The organism is Pulveribacter sp., from assembly GCF_032079985.1.
Lineage (GTDB): Bacteria > Pseudomonadota > Gammaproteobacteria > Burkholderiales > Burkholderiaceae_C > Melaminivora.
This window is the reverse complement of record NZ_DAMATK010000003.1, coordinates 172,307-194,706: the sequence shown is the minus strand read 5'-3', so window position 1 is coordinate 194,706 and position 22,400 is coordinate 172,307. Positions and strand designations below refer to the sequence as shown.

Below are 22,400 nucleotides of genomic sequence, written 5' to 3'. Positions count from 1 at the left end.
ACCATGGAGCGTATTCCCATCCTGCGCATGGGTGAGACCCTGCTGGTCACCATCCAGGTGGACATGCAGGACCAGACAGCCCTGGCGCTGCAGGAGGACCTGGCCGAGCGCATCGCCAAGACGGGCGCCAGCGGCGTGATGATCGACATCTCGGCCCTGGAGATCGTCGACTCGTTCGTTGGCCGGATGCTGGCCAGCATCTCGGGCATTGCCCGCATCCTGTCGGCGACGACGGTGGTGGTGGGCATGCAGCCCGCGGTGGCCATCACGCTGGTGGAACTCGGGCTCTCCCTGGAGGGCGTGAAGACGGCTCTCGACGTGGAGCGCGGCATGGCATTGCTGCGCCGGACGCGCGAGGAGAGCCGCTTTGTCAGTTGACACCTCGGGATCGTTGCCGCTGGCATCGGAGCAGCACATCGTTGCCAGCCGCCAGGTCGTGCGCCAGCTGTGCCAGCAGATCAAGCTGTCGCTGGTCGAGCAGACCAAGATGATCACCGCCGCAAGCGAACTGTCGCGCAACACGCTCATCCACGGCGGCGGGGGCAGCATGCACTGGGAGCTCCTCGAGCGGGACGGGCGCAGCGGCCTGAAGCTCTGCTTCGAGGACCGCGGCCCGGGCATCGCCGATCTGAAGCTGGCCATGTCCGACGGCTGGACCTCTGGCTCCGGCATGGGGCTGGGACTGCCCGGCAGCAAGCGGCTGGTGAGCGACTTCGAGATCGAAACCGCGCCCGGACAGGGCACGCGTGTGAGCATCACGAAGTGGAAGTGACTCGTGGCTGGAGCCACCGCTCTTTTCAGATCACCGATCCGAGTTGCATAGGAGAGGCTCGGCGTTTCTGTGCCAGGGCCGTGCAGCACTGGAACTGGGCCGACGCTGATGCGGGCCGGCTGGCCATCATCGTGACCGAGTTGGGCACCAATCTGCAGCGCCACGCCAAGAATGGCGCCCTGTGGATCGCCATCAAGGATCAGCCCCAGGAGGTGGAAGTGCTGGCGCTGGACAACGGACCCGGAATCAACGATGTGGCCCGGGCGTTGCAAGACGGCATGTCCACCGGCTCCGGATCCCCAGGCACCGGCCTGGGTGGCATTCGCCGGCTGGCCGATGATTTCGACCTGTACTCCGCCGCCAGCGGCACCTTGTGCCTGGCGCGCGTGCGCGCATCCGGCCAGGCCGCTGTGCGCCGCCCCCATGTGGGCGCCGTGAGCCTTTGCGCCCCGGGCGAAACCGTTTGTGGCGATGGCTGGGCCTTTGCGTTGGGTGATTCGGGCGAAGTGGCCGTGATGGTGGCCGATGGCTTGGGACATGGCATCCACGCGGCCGAGGCGGCGCAGGCGGCTGTGGCCGTGTTCGCGGACGCGCCATTCGCCGCGCTGGAGCTGTGCATGCAGCACACCCACGCGGCGCTGCAGGCCACGCGCGGGGCCGCGCTTTTCCTGCTGCGCTGCGACGTAGCCGCGCAGGTGCGCCACACGGGCGCTGGCAACGTGCTGGGGCGCCTGGTCTCGGGCGTGGCGGACCGGACCCTGCTCACCCAGCATGGCACCGCGGGCGTTCAGGTGCGCAGGCCCGAGATCACCTGCACGCAGCTGCCCGCACATGCGGTGGCCGTGCTGTACAGCGATGGGGTGGCGTCGCGGTGGAAGAGCGATGAGCTGTCCCCCCTGCTGTCTCGTGATCCCACCTTGCTTGCCGCTGCGATCTGCTGGCGGCACGGCCGAGGACGGGACGATGCAACGGTGGTCGTGCTCAAACCAGGGGATGCGCTTGACTGAAGAGATCTCAACGCGGATGCCGGACGGTGGCGACGAGGCTGGAGCATTACGGCAGGAGGTTCAGGCCCTGCGCGCCGAAGTGGAGGAAACCAACCGTGGCGTCGTGGCGCTGTATGCCGAACTTGACCAGCAGGCCGAACAGCTGCGGCAGGCCACGCAGCTCAAGAGCCGGTTCCTGTCGTACATGAGCCATGAATTTCGCACGCCCATCGGGGCCGCGCTCAGCATCACCCGGTTGCTCCTCGACCGTGTGGATGGGCCGCTGACGAGCGAGCAGGAGCGCCAGGTCAAGTTCATCGAAAGCACTTGCCAGGAGTTTTCCAACATGGTCGACGACCTGCTGGACTTGGCGAAGATCGAAGCCGGCCGGCTGGACATATCGCCCGCATGGTTCGAAATGATGGACCTGTTCGTGGCGCTGCGCGGAATGTTCAAGCCCATCCTGGCGAACGCGGAATTGAACCTGGTGTTCGAGGAGCCGCATGGCCTTACCCGGCTCTATACCGATGACCGCAAGCTCTCGCAGATCCTGCGCAATTTCATCTCGAACGCGCTGAAGTTCACGCCTCAGGGAGAGGTGCGCGTAGCCGCACGGGCCGAAGGTGAAGGCATGGTGCGCTTTTCCGTGTCCGATACGGGCATCGGCATCGCGCACGAGCATCTGGCGCATCTGTTCAATGATTTCTCCCAGGTGGACTCGCCGATTCAGAAGCGGTTGCGGGGCACTGGTCTGGGCCTGGCGTTGAGCCGGCAGCTGGCGACACTGCTGGGTGGCTATGTGGAAGCCCAGAGCGAACTGGGCCGCGGCTCTGTTTTCTCGGTAGTGGTTCCGATAGAGTTGGATACTTCCGCGCCCCGTTGATCCGCTTGCCTATGTCTACCACCGGCCTCGTTTCTCTGTCCATTGATCGCGGGCGGCACACCGTGCTGGTGGTCGATGACAACCCTACGACGCGCTATTCCACCTCGCGGGTGCTGAAGGCGGCCGGTTTCCAGACCCTCGAAGCGGAAACGGGCGCGGCCGCCATCGCCGTGGCGCACGAGAACATCTCCGCCGTGGTGCTGGATGTGCATTTGCCGGACATGGATGGCTTAGAGGTGTGCCGCGTGCTGCGCGCCGATCCCCGCACCGCATACACCCCGGTCATCCACCTGTCTGCCGCCTATGTGGAGAGCGCACACAAGATCGCGGGCCTGAACGCAGGGGCCGATGCCTACATGGTGCATCCGGCGGAGCCGGCCCTGCTCGTGGCCACGCTGCAGGCGCTCATCCGGGCCCGCATGGCGGAGGAGCGCGTACGCGATAGCGAAAAGCAGTTCCGTGCCATCTATGACAAAGCGCCCGTGGCCATCATGCTGGTGGATGCCGAGGGGCGCTTCGCGGATGTGAATCCCCAGGCAGAGGAGCTGTTCCAGAGGAGCCGGGCCGAACTGATGGGTACCGAGGTGGCCGCCTTGGCCCCCCACTCCTGGGCGGACATCGTCAAGAAGCGCTTCCAGGACCATGGCACCTCGTCGTGGGAGGCGGAGTTTCCGTTGCTCAAGGCCGATGGCCGCGAAATGATGCTCAACTGGACGATGTCGGACCACGTCGAGCCAAGCCTGCACATCGGCATCGTGACGGATCTGACCGAACGCAGGGATTTCGAGCAACGGCGCCAGGATCTGTTGGAGCGCGAGCAGGCAGCCCGCGTGCTGGCCGAGAGGCACAGCCGCACCAAGGACGATTTCGTGGCCGTGCTGTCGCACGAACTGCGCACCCCCTTGACCCTCATCACCGGCTGGGTGCACATGATGCGCCGCGCCATCGGCACGCCGGAAACCGTGGCCCGCGGCCTGGACGCCATCGAGCGCGGTGCCAAGGCCCAGGGGCGCATCATCTCGGACATCCTGGATGTTTCTCGCCTGGCCTCGGGCAAGCTGCGCTTGCACAGGGAGTGGGCCAACCCGCTGGAACTGGTGCGCACTTCCCTGGATGCGCTACGGGATCAAGCCCTCGCCAAGGGCGTTGAGCTGAGCGTCGAGTCCGCCGGCGCCGAAATTCCCGCTTGGCTGGACACGACGCGGTTTCAGCAGATCGTTTGGAACCTCACCACCAACGCCATCAAGTTCTCCAAGAGCCCGGGAGTCGTCACACTGCGCCTCGCCCGTGCCGGAGACGAGTTGACGCTGACTGTGCAGGACCAGGGTTGCGGAATCGACGCCGCCTTCCTGCCCTTCCTTTTTGACCGTTTCACGCAAAACGACACCCCAGGCAACCGCGCCCACGGGGGTCTGGGCTTGGGCATGTCGATCGTGAGGCACCTGTCGGAGCTGCACGGCGGCACTGTCTGTGCCTACAGCGAGGGCGTGGGCAAAGGCGCCCGGATGACGGTACGCCTGAATGTGGCGCATACGGACGCGGTGGCTGCAGAGCAGAAAAGCACTGTCGCTCCCCAGCAGGAGGGGCGCCTTCTGCGCGACAGGGACATTCTGATCGTCGAAGACAACGTGGACACCGGCGATATGCTGAAGGTGGTCCTGGGGGATGAAGGGGCAAAGGTAAGGCTAGCGTCTGACTATGACTCCGCGCTGCGCGAGTTCCAGGCCGCATGGCCTGAGTTGCTGGTCAGCGATATCGGGCTGCCGGGGCGCGACGGTTACGACCTCATCAGGACGGTGCGCCAATGGGAGCGTGAGGCCGGTAGGGCGCCGATCCGGGCGATCGCGCTTACCGCGTTCGCACGCCCGCAAGACCGCGAGCATGCGCTGGCGGCAGGCTTCAACCGGCATCTGGACAAGCCTTTGCAGCCCTATGTGTTGATCAACGCCTTACTCGATGAGTAACCAAAAAGGCTCGAACCACTGCTGACTCAACCTTGCCTGCCACTGCTCGGGACACGGCATGACACCTTCAAGAGTCCGGCAACGAGCATCGCCGGAGAATGCAAAGGGGAAGAGTTCCCAACGGCTTGTCTACTTCTGAAAGGCTTCCATCATGCGTGACGATATGCAGCAGGATTTCGACACCCTCGTGCCTGGTACAGGCAGCGGTAGCCGCCGCACTGCGTTGCAGCTGATGCTCGGAGCCGGCTACGCCGCCGCAGCCGCGCCGGTGCTGGCGCAGGCAGCCATCCGCACACCGGCCGAAGGCTTGGTGGCCGGCACTGTGCACATCGAAGCGCAGGACTTTCAGGTTCCGGCCTATCGGGCCGCCCCGGCCGGGCGCACGGGCCTGCCCGTGGTGCTGGTGGTGCAGGAGATCTTCGGCGTGCACGATTACATTGCCGACGTCTGCCGCCGCCTCGCGCACGCTGGCTACTTGGCCATTGCCCCCGAGCTGTATGCCCGCCACGGCGACCCGCGGCAGTACACCGAAACGGCCCGCCTGATGAGCGAACTGGTGGCCAAGGTGCCCGATGCCCAGGTGCTTTCCGACCTGGACGCCACGGTGCGCTGGGCTGACGTCAACGGCGGCAGTCTGGACAAGGTGGGCATCACCGGCTTTTGCTGGGGCGGCCGCATCGCCTGGCTGTATGCGGCTCACGGCCCCGTGAAGGCGGGTGTGGCTTGGTACGGCCGCCTGGTCGGCACGAGCGGCAGCCTTACACCGAACCATCCGATCGACGTTGCCGCGCAGCTGAAGGCGCCGGTGCTGGGCCTGTACGGCGGCGCCGACAGCGGCATACCGCAGGAGACGGTGGAGCAGATGAAGGCGGCCCTGGCCAAGGGCTCCGCGGCGGCGCAGGGATCGCAGTTCGTGGTCTACCCGGACGCGCCGCACGCCTTCCATGCCGACTACCGTCCCAGCTTTCGCAAGGAAGCCGCAGAGGACGGCTGGCGCCGGCTGCTCGACTGGTTCAAGCGCCACGGCGTGGCGTGACCTCATGAAAATCATCCGTTCCCGCGACTTCACGGCCGACCGTCCCTGGGGCGCTCTGGACATCGCCCGCATGAATGGCATCAGCATGCGGCTGCACTGGACCGACCAGCCCTACCGCTGGCACGTGAACGACGGTGAAGAGGTTTTCGCCGTACTGGCTGGCCGGGTGGAAATGCGCTGGCGCGAGTCCGGCGTGGAGCAGCGGACCGTGCTGGAGACGGGCGACGTGTTCCACGCCACCGTGGGCACCGAGCATGTGGCGCACCCGATCGGCGAGGCGCGGGTGCTCGTTGTGGAGCATGAGGGCAGCGTGTAAGCAGCGCCTGCCCGCGCCTTGCGCTGCCTGGCCCTGCCGATGCACCGGCCTACCGGGAGCTGCTGCTGCACGCCTATGCAAGCGAGCCCGATGCGTTTACCTCCACTGCCGAGGAGCGCGCGGCGCAGCCGCTGTCCTGGTGGGGTGAGCGCCTGGCGGGCCCCGAGGTCGGCAGCGTGTCCTTGGGAGCGTTTGCCGGGGGCGCGCAGCTGGTGGGCTCGGTCACCCTCAGCCTGTCGCAGCGGACCAAGACCCGGCACAAGGCGGAACTGGCGGCCATGTTTGTCCGGCAGGGGTGGCGCGGCGTCGGCCTGGGCACCGTCTCGTCGAGGCCGCGCTGGACTACCTGCGCCAGCACCGGCCGGGCGTCACCGCGGTCGCCCTCACCGTGACCGAAGGCAACATGCCGGCGCTGGCGCTGTACCAGGGCGCCGGCTTTTGCGCCTTCGGCACCGAGCCCATGGCGATCCGCGCGCCCGCGGGCTATCTGGGCAAGGTGCACATGTGGTGCCGCATGCCCCAGCGCGCCGAGCGCGCACCTCTTACCGCAACGCCGAGGACGGGTTGCGGCGCGCCACGGCTTCGATCTCGATCAGCGTGTCGCGCGAGGCCAGCGACGCCACGCCCACGCCAGTGAGCGCCGGCCGCACGGCAGCGAAATGCCGTGTGATTACCGGAATGACGTCGGCCATTGCGTCGGCCAGCTCGCCGCGCACGTAGACGCGCAGCTGCAGCACCTGGGCAGGCGAGCTGTCGGCAGCGGCCAGCACGGCCAGCAGGTTTTGAATGGCCCCCTCGGCCTGGTCGCCCAGACTGGCGTGGCGCACGCGCGATTCGCGGTCCCAGTCCACCTGGCCAGAGATGAAAACCAGTCCGCTGGCCGGGTCGGCCACGGCCTGCGACATGCCGGCAGGCGCGCCGTCGTAAAGCGGGGCAGGGTTGATCAGTTGCATATCCATGAAGTGCTTGCTTAGTAACGAACGCCAAAGCGTAGGCAAGACGCCCGCGCAGCGCCATCGACCACCCCTTGTGACCGTTACAAGCCGCTCTGCGCCCCGTCGGCGAAACGTGCGCGCAGGTACTCCAGCATCCATGCGAGCAGCGGGTCGGAGGCGGCCGCCGGGTGCCAGGCCGCGACCACCTGGTAGCCGGGCGGATACTGGGTCAGCGGCACGTCGACCAGCCCCTCGCAGGGCATGAGGCGGGATGGCATGAAGCCCACCAAGTCGGTGCGCCGCAGCACCTGCTGCGCCATGAAGAACGATGGCACCGACAGCGCCACGCGGCGCTGCAGGCCCTGGCGTGCGAACCACGCGGCGGCCGAGCCCTCCAGGTCCGGCACGCCGGGCGAAACGACCACGAAGCCATGCGCGACCAGCGCTTCCAGCGCCAGCGTGTGCCCCGGCGCGGCCAGCGCGCGGGCGCTGGCGCAGACATAGCGCTCGGTGAACAGCGCCAAGCTGTGCAGCCCCTCGGGCACGTAGCCGCTGGAAGTGAAGGCCAGCGCGATCTCGCCCTGCTGCATCCGGCGCAGCAGCGCCGCACCCTCGATATTGGCCACCAGCACGCGTACCCGCGGCGCATGCTCGCGCAGCGCGGCCACCAGGTCGGCCACGACGATTTGCTGTGTGTAGTCTGTGGCGCACAGGGTCAGCGTGCGCTCCAGCTGGTCCAGCGCCTGTGGCTGCGGGGCAGGGAGGGTGCTCACGAGCTGCAGGATCTGCCCGACCTGCGCGCGGATGCTCTGCGCATACGCTGTGGGCACCATGCCGTGGCCGGTGCGCACGAACAGTGGGTCACCCAGCAGCGTGCGCAGGTTCTTCAGCTGCAGGCTCACCGCCTGCTGCGTCACGCCCAGGCGCTGCGCCGCGGCGGACATGTGGCCCAGCGCGTACAGCGCATCCAGCGTTCTGAGGTGGTTCAGCTCCAGCTTGTCGATCATGAAGAGGCGGCGAGGAACGAGCCGGCATTGTGCCGCCGCGCCTGCGCCGCCGGTCGCTTACTTCACCGGGAATGACTCCGCCGGGGCGTCCTTCATCACCTTGTCCGGTGTCATGGGCGTGCTGCGCAGGCGCTTGCCGGTCGCGTGGTAGATCGCGTTGGCTACGGCCGCTGCGGTGCCCACGATGCCGATTTCTCCCACACCCTTGGCGCCGATGCGGCTGACGATGCGGTCGTCCTCGTGCACGAAGATCACGTCGATGTCGGGAATGTCGGCATTCGCCGCTACGTGGTATTCGGCATAGTTGTGGTTCATGAAGCGGCCCAGCGCATGGTCTGTGTGCGTTTCCTCGTGCAAAGCCTGGCTGATGCCCCAGACCACGCCACCTGTGATCTGGCTGCGGGCGGTGCGCGCGCTGATGATGCGGCCCGCCGCCACGGCACTGACCACGCGCGTGACGCGCACCGTGCCCAGCTCCTCGTCCACGCAGACCTCGCAGAACACGGCCGAGTGCACGGCGCGGATGTATTTCTTCTGCTTGAGGACGTTGGGCAGCAGCAGATATTTCGCGTCGATCTCGTCTTTGCCCGCGCGGGACAGCAGCTGCGTATAGGACAAGGCGACTTGCGGCTGGCTGCGCAGACGGATGGCGCCGTCAGCGAACTCAACATCCCGAAAGCGCGACTTCTCAAAGCCGGCGCCCGGCACGTGCCGCGCCAGCGTCCACAGCTCGCGCTGCAGTTTCTCGCACGCGCCTGCCACGGCCGATCCCACGGTCGTCATGTGCGACGAGCCACCCTCGATGGGTGCCACGGGCAGGTTGGAGTCGCCCAGCATGAAGGTGACCTGCTCCAGCGGCAGGCCCATTGCATCGGCCGCCAACAGGCTCATGGCGGTGTAGGTGCCGGTGCCAATGTCGGTGGCGGCGCTGCCTACCACCAGGCGGCCATCGGCGTGCAGCACGGCGCGGGCGCGAGCGAACATCTGCATGGCGTCCCAGATGCCGGTGGCCATGCCCCAGCCGACCAGCTCGCGCCCGCGGCGCATGGAGCGCGGCGCCGGCGGCCGCTTGCTCCAGCCGAAGCGCTCGGCCGCCTGCTCGTAGCAGGTGCGCAGCTCCTTGGTGGAGTAGGGCAGGTTCTTGCTGGCGTCGTGTTCGGTGTAGTTCTTCAACCGCAGCGCCAGCGGATCCATGGACAGGGCGTAGGCCAGCTCGTCCATGGCAATCTCCAGCGCGTATACGCCGTGCGCAGCGCCCGGCGCGCGCATGTCGATGGGCGTGTACTGGTCCAGCGGCACCAGCTGGTACTCCAGCCGCACGTTGTCGCAGCGGTAGAGCTGGCCCGACCAGTTGACCACCACCTCCACATAGTCCTCGAAGCGCGAGGTCTCGGCCACGGCCTCGTGCACCACGGCGCGCAGCTGCCCGTCTCGCTCGGCGGCCAGACGAATGCGCTGCCAGGTCTCGGGCCGGTGGCCGAAGGTGAACTGCTGCTGGCGCGTGAGCACGACGCGTACCGAGCGCTTGAGGTGCAGCGCGGCCATGGTGGCCAGAATCAGCTGGTACTGCGGACGCAGGCCCGAGCCGAAGGCGCCGCCAACGAAGGGGTTGCGCACGGTGACTTGGTCCTTGGACAGGCCAAACACGCGCGAAACCATCCAGCGGCAGTTCTGCGAGCCCTGGCTCTTGTCGTAGATGGTCAGGTGCCCGTCCTCGCCGTAAATGACGGTGGAGGCGTGCATCTCCATCGGGTTGTGGTGCTCCACACCGCTGTAGAAGGTCGCGTCCACTTTCACCGGCGCGTCGCGATAGGCCGCGTCGGCGTCGCCGCGGGGCTTCGGGGGCGGCGAGTAGCCGGCTTTCAGGCGGCTGGGTTCACGGGCGCGGCCCATGTGGGCGGTCAGGTGGGTCTCGTGCGGTTGCTGCTCGTAGTCGATGACCACCAGGCGCGAGGCCTCGCGTGCCGCCTCGAAAGTCTCGGCCACCACCAGCGCCACGGGCTGGCCGCTGTAGTGCACCTCGGCGTCCAGGAAGGGCTTGAAGGGGCTGCCGCCGGGGGCCGTCATGTCCTTGTAGAACAGGTCCATGGAGCGCACCTTGGGCCGCCTCTCGTGCGACAGCACGTCCAGCACGCCCGGCACCGCCAGCGCGTGCGCGGTGTCGATACGCACGATGCGCCCGCGCGCGACGGTGCTGTTGACGACCACGCCGTAGGCGAGGTCCGGTGCGCTGTATTCGGCCGAATACAGCGCCTGTCCCGTCACCTTCAGACGCCCATCCACACGCGCCACCGGCATGCCGATGCGCACCTCTCCGGTGCCCGGCTCGGCCACCGGCTGCTGGCTGCTGTCTGCCGCTGTCATGGCTACTGCTCCTGGAAGATGCCGGCACCCAGCTCGCCGGTGTTGGTCAGCTCGCCGTCGCGCGCCATCTCCAGCGTGCGCACGATGGCGCGGCGCGCCAGCGGAATCTTGAAGCCGTTGTGGCCGGGCCCGCCGGGGCTGCCGTAGGCCTGTGCCGGGGCCAGCAGCTGCTCGGCGGCGCGCTCGAAGGTTTCGGCCTGCGGCGCCTGGCCTTCCAGCAGAGCTTCCGCCTCGAGGTCGCGCCAGGGCTTATGGGCCACGCCACCCAGGGCCAGGCGCACGTGGCGCATGCGCCCCTCGCCGTCCAGCTCGAAGGCGGCGGCCACGGACACCAGGGCGAACGCGTAGGAAGCGCGCTCGCGCACCTTCAGGTAGGCGCAGTGCCGGGCGTAGCCGCGTGCGGGCAGCTCGATGTGGGTGATGAGTTCGTCGGGCTCCAGTGTCGCATCCACCTGTGGCTGGTCCCCAGGCAGGCGGTGGAAGTCGGCAAAGGCGATGGCCCGGTTGCCGCGGGGCGAGCGCACGTGCACCCGCGCCTCCAGCGCCGCCAGGGCCACGCACATGTCCGACGGATGGGTGGCGATGCACGCCTGGCTGGCCCCCAGGATGGCCAGCTGGCGCGCCAGGCCGGTGCGGGCCGGGCAGCCGCTGCCGGGCGCGCGCTTGTTGCACGGCACGCCCACGTCATAGAAGTAGTAGCAGCGCGTGCGCTGCAGCAGGTTGCCGCCGTTGGTGGCCATGTTGCGCAACTGGGGCGAGGCGCCGGCCAGGATGGCAGCCGAAAGCAGCGGGTAGCGCTGGCGCACCAGCGGGTGCTTGGCGGTGTCTGCGTTGCGGGCCAGCGCGCCCAGGCGCAGGCCGCCTTCGGGCGTCTCCTCGATCGCGGCCAGGGGCAGGCGGCTGATGTCCACCAGGCGCCAGGGCTGCATCACGTCTTCCTTCATCAGGTCGATGAGGTTGGTGCCGCCGGCGACGAAACGGGCACTGTGCGAGCTACCCAGGGGCAGCGCACCGACACCGATGGCCGAGAGGGCTGAGTCCAGGTCGGGCGCGGCGGCGTAGTCGAAAGCCCTCATGGCGCCTCCTTGCCCTGCTGAGGCAGGGCCAGCTCGGCCACGGCCTGCACGATCTGCGGGTAGGCGCCGCAGCGGCACAGGTTGCCGCTCATGCGCTCGCGGATATCGCCCACGTGGCGCACACCGCCTTCGTTCATCAGCCCGACGGCCGAGCACAGCTGGCCGGGCGTGCAATAGCCGCACTGGAAGGCGTCGTGGTCGATGAAGGCCTGTTGCAGCGGATGCAGTGCGTCGCCGGTGCAGCCGGCCAGCGCCGGCAGGCCTTCGACCGTGGTGATATCCGCGCCCTCCTGCATCACGGCCAGGGCCAGGCAGGAATTGATGCGCCGCCCGTCCACCAGCACCGTGCAGGCACCGCACTGGCCGTGGTCGCAGCCCTTCTTGGTACCGGTCAGGCGCAGCCGCTCGCGCAGCAGATCCAGCAGAGTCACCCAGCTCTGAGCTTCGACGGTGCGCTGTTCACCGTTGACGCGTAGAGCAACGGTGTGCGGGGGAGGTGCAGCAGCCTGCACCTGGTCGGCAAGGGGATCGTGGGCCACGGCTCGAGCCTTTTTTCTGATGGGCGACCCTGGGCAGTATTGGGAACGGACTGCCTGCCGCTGTAGGACGGAAGCACCTGCTGCTGCGGGCGACCGGCGGCTCGCCCGCCGCGCGTGCGCTCAGCCGCCGCCCAGCAGCTGCGGGTTCATGCGCCAGACTGCCAGGTTGAGTGCGCTGGCAAAGCTCACCCACAGCAGATAAGGCACCAACAGCGCCGCAGCCATCGGCCGTGCGCGCCAGAACAACACGATGGTGGCAACGATCAGCACCCACAGCATGGCGATGTTGGCCAGTGCCAGGCCGCCCTGGTGCCAGGCGAAGAACATCCAGCTCCACAGCGCATTCAGCGCCAGCTGCAGCACGAACAGGGCCAGCCCGGGCCGGCGGGCCGGCGAGTCGAAGGCGCGCCATACCAGCCAGGCGGCCACGGCCATCAGCAGGTAAAGCAGTGTCCACACCGGTCCGAACAGCGAGGCTGGCGGCGCCCAGGCGGGCTTGGCCAGTTGGGCATAGAACTCGGGCGCCTGCGCCGAGGCGATGCCGCCGAAACCGGCGGCCGCGAAACAGCAGGCCAGCCAACCTGCCAGCGCCAGCAGGTGCAGGGACGAAGAGCGTGAATGCATGGGAGACCTTTCCGAGGCGGCAATTTCGCCATGAGGGGCGGCGTGGCCGTGAAACAGTGGAGCGATGTTCTCCGCAGCGGCCGCGACCGCCTCCGCCCAGGGGGCGGCAATGGCCGTCAGCCAACCGCGCTTTCTTCGGTCCAAAGGCCGGTCGGCGCAGCGGTCCGTTTTTTTGGGCAAAATCGGCCTCAAAGGCAATCAGGGAAAGCGCGAGAAGCTATGACATTGGTAGCAATCATCGGGGCCACGCTGGCCGCCGGCATTGGCAGCGTGTGGATCGCTGCGGGCCTGTTGCGCCTGGGCCTGGGCGGGCGCTGGCGCGTAGGGCCGCAGCATTTGCTGAGCTTGGCCGCCGGCGCGCTGCTGGCCACCGCCTTCATGCACCTGCTGCCCGAGGCCTTCGAGGGCGGCGCCAGCGTGGAGTCGTTGTTTGCCACGTTGCTGCTGGGTCTGGTGTTCTTCTTCGTACTGGAGAAAGCCGAGCTGTGGCACCACGGGCACGAGCACGGCGACGCACACGAACACGAGCACGAACACAGCCATGACCACGGTCACCATCATCATCACCACCATGGCGGGGGCGGCTGGGCACTGATCACCGGCGACAGCGTGCACTGCTTTGGCGACGGGGTGTTGATCGCCTCGGCCTTCGTGGCCGACATGCGGCTGGGTCTGGTGGCCGCGCTGTCGGTGCTGGCGCACGAGGTGCCGCACCACGTGGGCGATCTCGTGGTGCTGAGTCAGCGCGGCGCGGGGCGCAAAGCGGCGCTGATGAAGGTGTCGCTGGCCGGGGCAGTGTCCGTCCTTGGGGGCCTGGCCGGCTATTTCGTGGTGGAACAGTGGGAGCCGGCGCTGCCCTACTTCCTGACCATCGCCTCCAGCAGCTTCATCTACGTGGCCTTGGCCGATCTCATCCCGCAGCTGCAAAAGCGGCTGTCTGCGGTGCAGACCCTGGCGCAAATCGCCTGGCTGGCGGTGGGCATCGTGGCCGTCACGCTGGTCAGCCTGGCGATGCACGTGCACTGAGCCGGTTTCAGCCGTCGCTGAGGGCCTCGCGCACGGCCGCCACCTGCCGGCGCGAGACCGGCAGGGGCTGGGCCAGGCCGTGCAGGCGCACGGCCCAGCCCTCGCCCTCGCCGTCGCCCGCGTCATGGCGCACCAGCGCCCGCATGGCGTGGCGCGCCACCAGGGTGTTGCGGTGCACGCGCAGGAAGTGCGCGGCGTGGCGCGCCTCCAGCTCGGTCAAGGGGTCGTCGATGACGTAGCTGCGCGAGGGCGTGCGCACGGTCACGTATTTCAGTTCCGCGCGCAGGTATAGCACCTCGGCCATGGGCACGCGCTCGGTGTGGCCGCGCTCGTGGATGACCAGCGCCTCGGCCGCCACGGGTGCCGCCGCAGGCGGCGGTGACACGGCCGCCGTAGGCGCGGCGCGGCGGGCCTTGGCCAGCGCCTGCTGCAGGCGCTCCAGCCGCACCGGTTTGGTCAGGTAGTCCACGGCGTCCAGCTCGAAGGCGCTTAAAGCGTGGCCGCTGTGGGCCGTGACGAACACGATGGCGGGCGGCTCGGGCAGCGCCCGCAGCTGGTGCGCCAGCGCCATGCCGTCCATGCCCGGCATGTGGATGTCCAGCAGCACCACGTCCACTGCACTGGCGCCGGGCCCCTGCAGCTGCGCCAGCGCGTCGGCCGCGTGCTGCGCCTCGCCCACCCGGTAGTGCGGGCCACAGTCGGCCAGCAGCCGGCGCAGGCGGCTGCGCGCCAGGGGTTCGTCGTCCACGATGAGGATGTGCATGGTGGGGGATGCGTGAGAAAACCGCGCGCATCTTAGGCCGGCGGGCGGCGGTTTTCCTATTGGGTGTTGCAGGACTCGGGCCGCGCCAGCACCCAGAACACCCGCGCCACCCAGGCCACCGCCACGGCGGCGGCCAGCGCCATCAACCAGCGGCCCAGGCGCTCCTGGTCGTCCAGCAGATAGGCGTTGCACAGGCGCAGGGGCGAGTCCACGTACAGCTGCCCGACCACGAAGCTCATGGGCAGCACGTTGCCCAGGAAAAAGCCCTGCACCACCCGCCCCGCCGCCTGCCAGGACAGGCGCAGCGCGCCGCCGGCCAGCACCAGGGCGGCGCACTTGAGGGCCTCGGCCGGAGTGCTGCGCAGCGCCAGGTCCAGCGCCCGCGGCACCATGAGGACGGCCAGCACCATCGCCACGCCCACCAGGCCGCTGATGCCGTGGGCGTTGCAGCGCGCCAGCGCGGCCCGGGCGCGGGCCGGCAGCGCGCCCGCCAGCAATGCGCCAGCCAGCATCCACAGCGGGAACTGCAGCACCATGTGGCGCCACATGCTGGCTTCCAGCAGCGCGCGCACCGCTGGCAGGGCCAGCAGCGCCAGCAGCAAGGCGCCCGCCACGCCCTGGCGCGCGCCGGTGCAGCCCAGCCGCCACCGTGCAAGGCGCGGCGCGGCCAGGAGCCGTGCGGCAAGGGCGCTCATGGCGCCGTGCTGCGCGCCAGGTGGCGCGCGTAGTCCAGAGCCAGCTGCTGCTCGGCCATGTCGAACACGCGGCGCATCCGGCCGCTGCGGTCGAACACCAGCAGCGCGGCGTTGTGCTCATAGTCGCCGCGCCCGTCGGGGATGACGACCACGCCCAGGCGCTGCAGCAGGGCCTGCTGCTCGGCGCCGTCCGACACGCGCACGAAGCGCCATAGCCGCTCGTTGGCGGCCAGCCCCTTGGCATAGCGCTGCAGCGCGGCCGGATCATCGCGGCCGCCGTCGAAGCTGATGGACAGCAGTCGCACGCCGGCCGGCGGCCCGGACTGCAGTGCCGCCTGCAGCTGCTGGAAGCTGCTGCCCAGCGACAGGCAGACGGTCTCGCAGTGGGTGTAGATGAAGTCCACGATGGTGGCGCCGCCGCCTTCACCTTCGGCGGCCAGCAGCTGCGCCAGCGTGGCGCTGCGCGCCCGGCTGTCCTGCGTGGTGACGTGTGGCACGGGCACGGGGCGCAGGGCCACTTCCAGCCTGCGTGCGCCCTCGTCGGTCCAGACCTGGAAGTCGTGCGTCAGCCAGGCCGCGGCGGCCCAGCCGCAGGCGGCCAGCAGCAGGCTGAGGGCGGCGGTGCGCAGCACAGTCTGGCTCTTTATTGCGCGCTCAAGGCCTGCAGCGCGGCGCCGCCCTCGAAGGGCGTCTTGCGGTCGCTGGCGGCGCGTTCCTGGGCGAACAGCTCGGCCGTCACGGCCTCGGCTTTGTTGGACCAGCTGGAGCGGATGTACGTGGCCACACCGGCCAGCTCGTCGTCGCTGAGCTGGGCGAAGGCCGGCATGCTGCCCTGGTACTTGGTGCCTGCCACGGTGATCTCGCCGTTGATGCCGTGCAGCAGGATGTTGGCCAGCACCCGCGTGTCGCCGTGCACCCATTCCGAGCCGTCCAGCGGCGGGAATACGCCCGGCAGGCCCTTGCCCGTGGCCTGGTGGCAAGCCGCGCACTGGGCGGCAAAAAGCGCCTTGCCGTCCACGGCCGCGCCCGCCGCCGGCGCGGCCGGGCCGGCCAGGTCGGTCACGGTGCGCTGGTCGCCGAAGCGCGAGCCCTCCAGCGGCTCGGACCAGAAGATGTACAGCACGCCGAAAACCACCATGGCCAGCGTGACGCCCACCGCCAGCAGCGGCATGGGACGGATGGCCTCCTCGGGGTCGGCGTGTTCGCGCTGCTGCGCTTGCCGGTCATTGGACGGTTGCATGGCAGGCCCTTTCAGGATGCGGACGCCGGCGTGGCGGCAGGGGCTGCGGCGCCGGCCGCCTCGCGCGGCTCGGGCGGCAGCACGGGGTAGCTGCGGTTGAGGGCCTGCAGGTACTTCACCAGGTCCTGCGCGTCGGGCGTGGCCACCACCACCTTGCCCGGCGGCACGTAGCCCGGCGGCAGCTTGAGCGCCTCCTCGCCCGGCTCGGCCTTGTCCTTGACGTCGAACAGGTAGGGGTAGGCCGGCATGATGGAGCCGGGCACGTAGGCGCGCGGCTGGTACAGGTGGCCCAGGTGCCAGTCGCGGCTGGGCTGGCGCACGCCGATGTTCATCAGGTCCGGGCCCGTGCGCATGCTGCCCAGCAGGTGCGGGCGGTCGTAGGTGTAGTCGCCCGGCACGGTGGCGCGGCCCCAGCCGCGCTCGGCATCGGGGCCGAAGCTCTTGTCGCGCGGCTGCTGGGTGTGGCAGTACACGCAGCCGTTGGCGATGTAGACGGCGCGCCCGCGCAGCTCGGCGCTGGTATAGGGCTTGAGTCCTTCGGGCGGCGGCACGTCGCGCACCTGGATGTAGGGCAGCACCACCAGGGCAGCGGTGGCCAGGCCCAGGGTGACCATGGCGCCCGCGGTCAGCTTGACTTCATTTTCCATGGGCCACCTCCAGCGTGTGGGCGCCCGCGCGGAACAGCGCGGCGCCGGTGCGCGCCGGCCCGAAGCGCAGCGCCATGGCCATGAAGTGGCCGACGAAGATGATCTGGCTGGCCACCATCAGCGCGCCGCCCAGGCTGCGCGACTTGAGCCAGGGCAGGGTGACGGCCACAGAATCCATGAAGGGGCGGCTGGCATCCAGCATGTATTCGCCCTGCAGCCAGCCGCCAATGGAAAGGCCGACGAAGTAGATCAGGATGCCCACGGCCGCCAGCCAGAACTGCAGCGTGATCAGGCGCGGGTAGGGCCATTCCCAGTGCAGCACGCGCGGCATCATGAAATAGATGGCGCCGAACAGCACCATGGTCACGAAGCCGTAAGCGCCCAGGTGGGCGTGGGCCACCGTGAAGTGGGTGAAGTGCGTGACCTGGTTGATGGAGCGCAGCGCCTCGAACGAGCCCTGCACCGACGACAGCATGTACATCAGCCCGCCGAACATCATGAAGCGCAGCGTGGGCGAGCGCAGCGCCAGATGCATGCGGCCCCGCATGGTGCCGGCCATGTTGATGGAAAACGCCGCCACCGGAATGATCATCATCATGCTCTGCACGATGGACAGGGTGATCAGCCAGCCCGGCACCGGCCCGCCCACCAGGTGGTGGCCGCCCACCTGGGCGTAGAAGAAGGCCAGTGTCCAAAAGCCCAGGATGGACAGGTTGTACGAGCGCACCGGCCGGGCGATGACCTTGGGCAGGAAGTAGTAGATGGCGCCCACGCTCACAGGGGTGAACCACAGGCCCAGCACGTTGTGGCCGTACCACCAGTTCATGGTCGCCTGCTGCACGCCGAAGTGCACGCCCGGGAGCTTGGCCACCAGGAACAGCAGCGTGATCCACAGCAGGGCCGCGACGTGGTACCAGACGGTGACGTACAGCGACTCGACCCTGCGGTTGACCAGCGTGTACAGCACTGGCCCGATGATGCAGACCATGCCGGCCACGATGAACAGGCCGATCTGCCAGGGCATCTCCAGGTATTCCATGCCGTCCGTCCAGCCGGCGCCGATGGCGCCGATGCCGCTGGCAATCGCCACGTTGATGAGCGCGCCGCCCAGCATGACCCACATGGCGCCCATCAGCGGCGTGCGCACTAGGCGCGGCAGCAGCCAGACGATGACGCCCAGCGAGGCGTTGGTGATCCAGCCGTAGAGCACGGCCGTCAGGTGCACGGTGCGGATACGCCCGAAGGTCATCCAGGCCTCGCTGACCAGCCAGTCGGGCATGTGCAGCTTCAGCGAAGCGGTCAGGCCCGCCACCGAGCCCAGCACCAGCCACAGGCAGGCGAAGGCGATGAACATGAACACCGGAAAGGCGCTGGAGCGGTCGGCCTCGATGCGCTGGGCGATCTCCTGCTCGTCGGGCGCGTGCAGCGTGTCGCCGGGCTCGACGGCCGCGGCCTGCAGCTGGGCGCGGTGGCCAGCGTGCAGGGCGGGATCGTCCACCTTGCCGATCTCGCCCTTGGCGAAGATGACCGAAGCGGCCCTGGGGTTCTCCATCAGCAGGCCCTTGCGCATCGACCAGATGAACACGAACAGTCCAATGATCGACAGCAAGAAGGCCCCCAGCAGGCTCATGACGGCACTGTCCATGGCGGTTTCCTCGTGGTGTGGGGTGGCGCGTGCCGGGCGTCAGAGGTGTTTGATGCACCGCAATCAGGGAGAGGCGCCCCCGTGCTATGCATGGCGGCCGGATTGTAAGGTTCACGTTACATGAAATTTTTCGGCAAGGGCACAAGTCCATGTCAAGGCTGATGCCACTCGGCCGTGGAAGAGTGCGTTCTCAGGCTGCCGGCAGGGCGATGCGCACGTGGTACAGGCCGCCTTGCGGGCCGGCGCGGAAGTCGCAGTCCACGTCGTGCAGCAGGCGCAGGCGGTCTCGCACGTTGGCCAGGGCGATGCCGTGGCCGCGCGGGCCGTCCTGCGCGGTGGCATCCGCGCCGGCCGGCAGGGTGTTGGTGATGGTCAGCACCACCCGGCCGCCGCGCAGCTCGGTGGCGATGCGCAGCTTGGTCGTGCCGCGCACGCTGGGCTCCACGCCGTGCTTGACGGCGTTTTCCACCAGCGGCTGCAGCAGCAGCGGCGGCACGCGCGCGCCGCCCGCGCGCTCGTCCAGCACCCACTGCACGCGCATGCGCTCGCCAAAGCGCACCTGCTCGATGTCCAGGTACTTGCGCGCCAGTTCCACCTCTTCGTGCAGCGTCACGGCCTCGCCCTGCTCGACCAGGGCGTGGCGGAACAGGTCGCTCAGGTCTTCCAGCAGCGCCTCGGCGCGCGCCGGCTCATCGCGCACCAGGGTGATGGCGCTGTTGAGCGTGTTGAACAGGAAGTGCGGACGGATGCGCGCCTGCAGCTCCGTCAGCCGCGCCGTGGTGGCCGCAGGCAGGCGGGCGCGGGCGCGCAGCGCCAGGGCGGCCACGAGCAGCGCTGCCAGCAGCGCCCCTGTGGCCGCGCCGGCCAGCCAGGGGGGGGACAGCTGCATGGCCGGGTCGGCCAGCGCCAGCAGGGCGCAGGCGCCCAGGCCGGCCAGCGCGCCCAGCAGCACGCCCGCGCCGTACTGCAGCGTGGCCGGCAGGCCGGCCAGGGCGCGGCCGGCGGCGCAGGCCGTCAGCAGCCAGGCCAGCGTGGCCGGCAGGGCCACGCCGGTCAACAGCGCCAGCCGCGCCATCCAGTCGGCCAGGCCGCCCGGGCCGAACAGGGCGCCCACGCCCAGCACCAGCTGCACGAACAGCACGGCGCGCAGCACCACGCCGACGTGGCAGGCGTCGAAGGCAGGGGCAGGAGCGGGGGTCGATAAAATTTGCGGCTTTTGCATTTGTCATGCCACCGTGGCATCCGGGCAGCCGGGGCCGCGCCTTCACCGGATTATTGCCCCCATGCCCTCTGACGCGACCACGCCCCAGCCCTCCCACGACCAGCTCGCCACCAAGGCCCAGGCCTGGTCGGCGCTCTTCGAGGAGCCGATGAGCGACCTGGTCAAGCGCTACACCTCCAGCGTGTTCTTCGACAAGCGCCTGTGGCAGGCCGACATCGCCGGCAGCCTGGCGCACGCCGAGATGCTGGCTGCGCAGGGCATCATCTCCGGCGCCGACCACGACGCCATCGTGCGCGGCATGGCCACCATCACGCAGGAGATCGAGTCCGGCGCCTTCGACTGGAAGCTGGACCTGGAAGACGTGCACCTGAACATCGAGGCGCGCCTGACTCAGCTGGCCGGCGACGCCGGCAAACGTCTGCACACCGGCCGCAGCCGCAACGACCAGGTGGCCACCGACGTGCGCCTGTGGCTGCGCGGCGAGATCGACCTGATCGACGGCCTGCTGACCGAGCTGCAGCGCGCCCTGGTCGAGGTGGCCGAGAAGAACGTCGAGGTCATCCTGCCCGGCTTCACCCACCTGCAGGTGGCCCAGCCCGTGAGCTTCGCCCACCACCTGCTGGCCTATGTGGAGATGTTCTCGCGCGACCAGGAGCGCATGCGCGATGCGCGCCGCCGCGTGAACGTGCTGCCGCTGGGCAGCGCGGCGCTGGCCGGCACCACCTACCCGCTGGACCGCGAGCGCGTTGCGCGCACCCTGGGCATGGACGGCGTCTGCCAAAACAGCCTGGACGGCGTGAGCGACCGCGACTTCGCCATCGAGTTCACGGCCGCCGCCAGCCTGTGCATGGTGCACGTGAGCCGCCTGTCCGAGGAGCTGATCATCTGGATGAGCCAGAACTTCGGCTTCATCCGCATCGCCGACCGCTTCACCACTGGCTCGTCGATCATGCCGCAGAAGAAGAACCCCGACGTGCCCGAGCTGGCGCGCGGCAAGACCGGCCGCGTGGTCGGCCACCTGATGGGCCTGATCACGCTAATGAAGGGCCAGCCCCTGGCCTACAACAAGGACAACCAGGAGGACAAGGAGCCGTTGTTCGACACCGTGGATACGCTGAAGGACACGCTGCGCATCTTTGCCGAGATGATCGGCGGGCAGGCCAACGCGGCGGGCGTGAAGGAAGGCGGCATCACCGTGAATGCGCAGGCCATGCGCGCCGCCGCGCAAAAGGGCTACGCCACCGCCACCGACCTGGCCGACTACCTGGTCAAGAAGGGCTTGCCCTTCCGCGACGCGCACGAGACTGTGGCCCACGCCGTCAAGGCCGCCGTGGCGCAGGGCGTGGACCTGTCGGAGCTGCCGCTGGCCGTGCTGCAGGGCTTTCACCCGGCCATCGAGCAGGACGTGTTCGAGGCCCTCAGCCTGGAAGGCTCGCTGGGTGCGCGCAACACCCTGGGCGGCACGGCGCCGGCCCAGGTGCTCGTGCAGCTGGCGCGCCACCAGGCGCGGCTGGCGGGCTGATGAAGCATCAAAAACAATAGCTGCCAGCGCTTGCCCCATAAGGGTTTGAGGCCGATTTGACTCACAATTCGGCCCGGCCCCGATTTCCCTCCACCACCCGGAACCCCGCCATGACCGTGACCCGACGCCGCCTCCTCGCCCGCGCCGCCGCCGCCAGCGCCCTGCCTGCCCTGCTGCCCGCCTGGGCCCAGGGCCCGGGCGCCAAGACGCTGCGCATCCTGGTCGGCTTTCCCCCCGGCGGCGGCACCGACGTGGTGGCGCGGCTGCTGGCCGACAAGCTGCGCGAGCAGCTGGGCATGACCGTGGTGGTGGAAAACCGCCCCGGCGCCGGCGGGCAGATCGCGGCCCTGGCGCTCAAGGCCGCGCCGGCCGACGGCAGCGTGCTGTTCCTGACGCACGACCACACCATCTCCATCCTGCCGCAGGTGGTGAAGAACGCCGGCTTCGACCCCGCGCAGGACTTCGTCTCCGCCGGCGGCTTTGCCACCTTCGTCAACGGCCTGGCGCTGTCGCCCGGCACGCCGGCCGCGTCGTTCACCGAGTTCGTGGACTGGGTCAAGAACAAGCAGGGCGGCAAGAGCGCCGTGGGCATTCCCGCGCCGGCCTCCACGCCCGAGTTCCTGGTCAAGCTGCTCGGCCAGCGCTACGGGCTGGACTTGGTGTCCGCGCCGTACCGCGGCAGCGCGCCCATGATCGGCGACATGCTGGGCAATCAGATTCCCGCCGGCATCGGCTCGGTGCAGGACTTCATCGAGAACCACCGCGCCGGCAAGCTGCGCGTGGTGGCCGTGCTGGGCGGCAAGCGCCAGGCCGCGCTGCCGGACGTGCCCACCTTCGCCGAGCTGGGCCTGGCCGGCTTCGAGGACACGCCCTACTACGGCTTCTATGCCCCGGCCGGCACACCGGCGGCGGCGCTGTCGCGCTTCGCGGATGCGCTGGCGCAGGTGGTGGCCCAGCCGGGCGTGCGCGAGCAGCTGGCCAATATGGGCTTGGCCGTGGGCTTCATGAGCCCGGCGCAACTGGCCGAGCGCGAGCGCGCCTACACCCGGGTGTGGACGCGCATCATCCAGGCCAGCGGCTTCGTGCCGCAGTGACCGGCGGGCGGCCGCAGCGCTGCCCCTAGCAATGCCGCCGTCCG

General features: G+C 69.1%; 24 protein-coding genes. 11 read left to right on the top strand and 13 right to left on the bottom strand.

The features are described from left to right. Positions 1 to 3: 3 nt before the first annotated feature. The 8 genes from RT282_RS12130 (at position 4) to RT282_RS17265 (ending at position 6,594) form a co-directional block, all read left to right on the top strand. Positions 4 to 378: an STAS domain-containing protein gene (locus RT282_RS12130; RefSeq protein WP_312307345.1), complete on the top strand. Its 375-nt coding sequence runs from the start codon at positions 4 to 6 to the stop codon at positions 376 to 378. Beyond that, positions 368 to 772 (top strand): anti-sigma regulatory factor, encoded by a 405-nt coding sequence (locus RT282_RS12125; protein WP_312307344.1) that lies wholly within the window; start codon positions 368 to 370, stop codon positions 770 to 772. The genes RT282_RS12130 and RT282_RS12125 overlap by 11 nt, the downstream gene beginning before the upstream one ends. Beyond that, entirely contained in the window at positions 763 to 1,779 is a 1,017-nt protein-coding gene (locus RT282_RS12120) for an ATP-binding protein (protein WP_313314402.1), read from the top strand. Before RT282_RS12125 ends, RT282_RS12120 begins: the two co-directional genes overlap by 10 nt. A gap of 16 nt (positions 1,780 to 1,795) precedes the next feature. Then, positions 1,796 to 2,641, top strand: coding sequence for an ATP-binding protein (locus RT282_RS12115; RefSeq protein WP_313314609.1), 846 nt, complete (start codon positions 1,796 to 1,798; stop codon positions 2,639 to 2,641). Between the two features lie 11 nt (positions 2,642 to 2,652). Continuing rightward, positions 2,653 to 4,605, top strand: a complete 1,953-nt coding sequence (locus tag RT282_RS12110) for a response regulator (protein ID WP_313314400.1) — start codon at positions 2,653 to 2,655, stop codon at positions 4,603 to 4,605. Positions 4,606 to 4,756: 151 nt separating this feature from the next. Then, positions 4,757 to 5,641: a dienelactone hydrolase family protein gene (locus tag RT282_RS12105; RefSeq protein WP_409519482.1), complete on the top strand. Its 885-nt coding sequence runs from the start codon at positions 4,757 to 4,759 to the stop codon at positions 5,639 to 5,641. Positions 5,642 to 5,645: 4 nt separating this feature from the next. Beyond that, a complete protein-coding gene (locus RT282_RS12100; protein WP_312759222.1) occupies positions 5,646 to 5,957 on the top strand; it encodes a cupin domain-containing protein in 312 nt (103 codons plus the stop codon). A 295-nt stretch (positions 5,958 to 6,252) separates the two neighbouring features. Further along, on the top strand, positions 6,253 to 6,594 hold the full coding sequence (locus tag RT282_RS17265) for a GNAT family N-acetyltransferase (protein ID WP_409519481.1): 342 nt from the start codon (positions 6,253 to 6,255) through the stop codon (positions 6,592 to 6,594). On the opposite strand, the gene RT282_RS12095 is transcribed toward RT282_RS17265, so the two are convergent. The 6 genes from RT282_RS12095 to RT282_RS12070 all read right to left on the bottom strand — a co-directional run bounded on the left by RT282_RS12095 (position 6,500) and on the right by RT282_RS12070 (position 12,502). Further along, a complete protein-coding gene (locus RT282_RS12095) occupies positions 6,500 to 6,916 on the bottom strand; it encodes a RidA family protein (protein ID WP_312759220.1) in 417 nt (138 codons plus the stop codon). The genes RT282_RS17265 and RT282_RS12095 overlap by 95 nt on opposite strands. A 77-nt stretch (positions 6,917 to 6,993) precedes the next feature. Then, positions 6,994 to 7,899: a LysR family transcriptional regulator gene (locus tag RT282_RS12090; RefSeq protein WP_313314396.1), complete on the bottom strand. Its 906-nt coding sequence runs from the start codon at positions 7,897 to 7,899 to the stop codon at positions 6,994 to 6,996. A gap of 57 nt (positions 7,900 to 7,956) precedes the next feature. Then, positions 7,957 to 10,263 (bottom strand): xanthine dehydrogenase family protein molybdopterin-binding subunit, encoded by a 2,307-nt coding sequence (locus RT282_RS12085; RefSeq protein ID WP_313314394.1) that lies wholly within the window; start codon positions 10,261 to 10,263, stop codon positions 7,957 to 7,959. A gap of 2 nt (positions 10,264 to 10,265) precedes the next feature. Continuing rightward, positions 10,266 to 11,339 carry a xanthine dehydrogenase family protein subunit M gene (locus RT282_RS12080; RefSeq protein WP_313314392.1) on the bottom strand — a complete coding sequence of 358 codons (1,074 nt, stop codon included), beginning with the start codon at positions 11,337 to 11,339 and terminating at the stop codon, positions 10,266 to 10,268. Further along, on the bottom strand, positions 11,336 to 11,878 hold the full coding sequence (locus RT282_RS12075) for a 2Fe-2S iron-sulfur cluster-binding protein (protein WP_313314390.1): 543 nt from the start codon (positions 11,876 to 11,878) through the stop codon (positions 11,336 to 11,338). Before RT282_RS12075 ends, RT282_RS12080 begins: the two co-directional genes overlap by 4 nt. 120 nt (positions 11,879 to 11,998) lie before the next feature. Then, positions 11,999 to 12,502 (bottom strand): TspO/MBR family protein, encoded by a 504-nt coding sequence (locus RT282_RS12070; protein ID WP_313314388.1) that lies wholly within the window; start codon positions 12,500 to 12,502, stop codon positions 11,999 to 12,001. Positions 12,503 to 12,721: 219 nt separating this feature from the next. Between RT282_RS12070 and RT282_RS12065 the strand changes: the two genes are divergently transcribed. Continuing rightward, positions 12,722 to 13,528 carry a ZIP family metal transporter gene (locus tag RT282_RS12065; protein WP_313314385.1) on the top strand — a complete coding sequence of 269 codons (807 nt, stop codon included), beginning with the start codon at positions 12,722 to 12,724 and terminating at the stop codon, positions 13,526 to 13,528. A gap of 7 nt (positions 13,529 to 13,535) precedes the next feature. Here the strand turns inward: RT282_RS12065 and RT282_RS12060 are convergent, their stop codons facing one another. The 7 genes from RT282_RS12060 to RT282_RS12030 form a co-directional block, all read right to left on the bottom strand. Further along, on the bottom strand, positions 13,536 to 14,291 hold the full coding sequence (locus RT282_RS12060) for a LytTR family DNA-binding domain-containing protein (RefSeq protein WP_313314383.1): 756 nt from the start codon (positions 14,289 to 14,291) through the stop codon (positions 13,536 to 13,538). 56 nt (positions 14,292 to 14,347) lie between these two features. Further along, positions 14,348 to 14,986, bottom strand: a complete 639-nt coding sequence (locus RT282_RS12055; RefSeq protein WP_313314381.1) for a hypothetical protein — start codon at positions 14,984 to 14,986, stop codon at positions 14,348 to 14,350. Continuing rightward, a complete protein-coding gene (locus RT282_RS12050) occupies positions 14,983 to 15,618 on the bottom strand; it encodes an SCO family protein (protein ID WP_313314379.1) in 636 nt (211 codons plus the stop codon). Before RT282_RS12050 ends, RT282_RS12055 begins: the two co-directional genes overlap by 4 nt. An 11-nt stretch (positions 15,619 to 15,629) precedes the next feature. Further along, on the bottom strand, positions 15,630 to 16,226 hold the full coding sequence (locus RT282_RS12045) for a cytochrome c (protein ID WP_313314377.1): 597 nt from the start codon (positions 16,224 to 16,226) through the stop codon (positions 15,630 to 15,632). A gap of 11 nt (positions 16,227 to 16,237) precedes the next feature. Next, on the bottom strand, positions 16,238 to 16,873 hold the full coding sequence (locus RT282_RS12040) for a cbb3-type cytochrome c oxidase subunit II (RefSeq protein WP_312758734.1): 636 nt from the start codon (positions 16,871 to 16,873) through the stop codon (positions 16,238 to 16,240). After that, entirely contained in the window at positions 16,863 to 18,518 is a 1,656-nt protein-coding gene (locus RT282_RS12035) for a cbb3-type cytochrome c oxidase subunit I (protein WP_313314373.1), read from the bottom strand. The genes RT282_RS12040 and RT282_RS12035 overlap by 11 nt, the downstream gene beginning before the upstream one ends. 190 nt (positions 18,519 to 18,708) lie before the next feature. Further along, a complete protein-coding gene (locus RT282_RS12030; protein ID WP_313314370.1) occupies positions 18,709 to 19,740 on the bottom strand; it encodes a histidine kinase in 1,032 nt (343 codons plus the stop codon). Between the two features lie 61 nt (positions 19,741 to 19,801). Between RT282_RS12030 and argH the strand changes: the two genes are divergently transcribed. Next, positions 19,802 to 21,262, top strand: coding sequence for an argininosuccinate lyase (gene argH, locus RT282_RS12025; RefSeq protein WP_313314367.1), 1,461 nt, complete (start codon positions 19,802 to 19,804; stop codon positions 21,260 to 21,262). Between the two features lie 110 nt (positions 21,263 to 21,372). Continuing rightward, entirely contained in the window at positions 21,373 to 22,356 is a 984-nt protein-coding gene (locus RT282_RS12020; RefSeq protein WP_313314364.1) for a Bug family tripartite tricarboxylate transporter substrate binding protein, read from the top strand. Positions 22,357 to 22,400: the final 44 nt, after the last annotated feature.

Bases quoted from the DNA above. Each gene is read 5' to 3' on its own strand.
- RT282_RS12070 (WP_313314388.1), bottom strand. From the start codon at position 12,502: ATGCATTCACGCTCTTCGTCCCTGCACCTGCTGGCGCTGGCAGGTTGG.
- RT282_RS12095 (WP_312759220.1), bottom strand. From the start codon at position 6,916: ATGGATATGCAACTGATCAACCCTGCCCCGCTTTACGACGGCGCGCCT.
- RT282_RS12085 (WP_313314394.1), bottom strand. From the start codon at position 10,263: ATGACAGCGGCAGACAGCAGCCAGCAGCCGGTGGCCGAGCCGGGCACC.
- RT282_RS12055 (WP_313314381.1), bottom strand. From the start codon at position 14,986: ATGAGCGCCCTTGCCGCACGGCTCCTGGCCGCGCCGCGCCTTGCACGG.
- RT282_RS12035 (WP_313314373.1), bottom strand. From the start codon at position 18,518: ATGGACAGTGCCGTCATGAGCCTGCTGGGGGCCTTCTTGCTGTCGATC.
- RT282_RS12105 (WP_409519482.1), top strand. From the start codon at position 4,757: ATGCGTGACGATATGCAGCAGGATTTCGACACCCTCGTGCCTGGTACA.
- RT282_RS12065 (WP_313314385.1), top strand. From the start codon at position 12,722: ATGACATTGGTAGCAATCATCGGGGCCACGCTGGCCGCCGGCATTGGC.
- RT282_RS12020 (WP_313314364.1), top strand. From the start codon at position 21,373: ATGACCGTGACCCGACGCCGCCTCCTCGCCCGCGCCGCCGCCGCCAGC.
- RT282_RS12080 (WP_313314392.1), bottom strand. From the start codon at position 11,339: ATGAGGGCTTTCGACTACGCCGCCGCGCCCGACCTGGACTCAGCCCTC.
- RT282_RS12040 (WP_312758734.1), bottom strand. From the start codon at position 16,873: ATGGAAAATGAAGTCAAGCTGACCGCGGGCGCCATGGTCACCCTGGGC.
- RT282_RS12060 (WP_313314383.1), bottom strand. From the start codon at position 14,291: ATGCACATCCTCATCGTGGACGACGAACCCCTGGCGCGCAGCCGCCTG.
- RT282_RS12030 (WP_313314370.1), bottom strand. From the start codon at position 19,740: ATGCAAAAGCCGCAAATTTTATCGACCCCCGCTCCTGCCCCTGCCTTC.
- RT282_RS12100 (WP_312759222.1), top strand. From the start codon at position 5,646: ATGAAAATCATCCGTTCCCGCGACTTCACGGCCGACCGTCCCTGGGGC.
- argH (WP_313314367.1), top strand. From the start codon at position 19,802: ATGCCCTCTGACGCGACCACGCCCCAGCCCTCCCACGACCAGCTCGCC.
- RT282_RS12045 (WP_313314377.1), bottom strand. From the start codon at position 16,226: ATGCAACCGTCCAATGACCGGCAAGCGCAGCAGCGCGAACACGCCGAC.
- RT282_RS12115 (WP_313314609.1), top strand. From the start codon at position 1,796: ATGCCGGACGGTGGCGACGAGGCTGGAGCATTACGGCAGGAGGTTCAG.
- RT282_RS12130 (WP_312307345.1), top strand. From the start codon at position 4: ATGGAGCGTATTCCCATCCTGCGCATGGGTGAGACCCTGCTGGTCACC.
- RT282_RS12090 (WP_313314396.1), bottom strand. From the start codon at position 7,899: ATGATCGACAAGCTGGAGCTGAACCACCTCAGAACGCTGGATGCGCTG.
- RT282_RS12110 (WP_313314400.1), top strand. From the start codon at position 2,653: ATGTCTACCACCGGCCTCGTTTCTCTGTCCATTGATCGCGGGCGGCAC.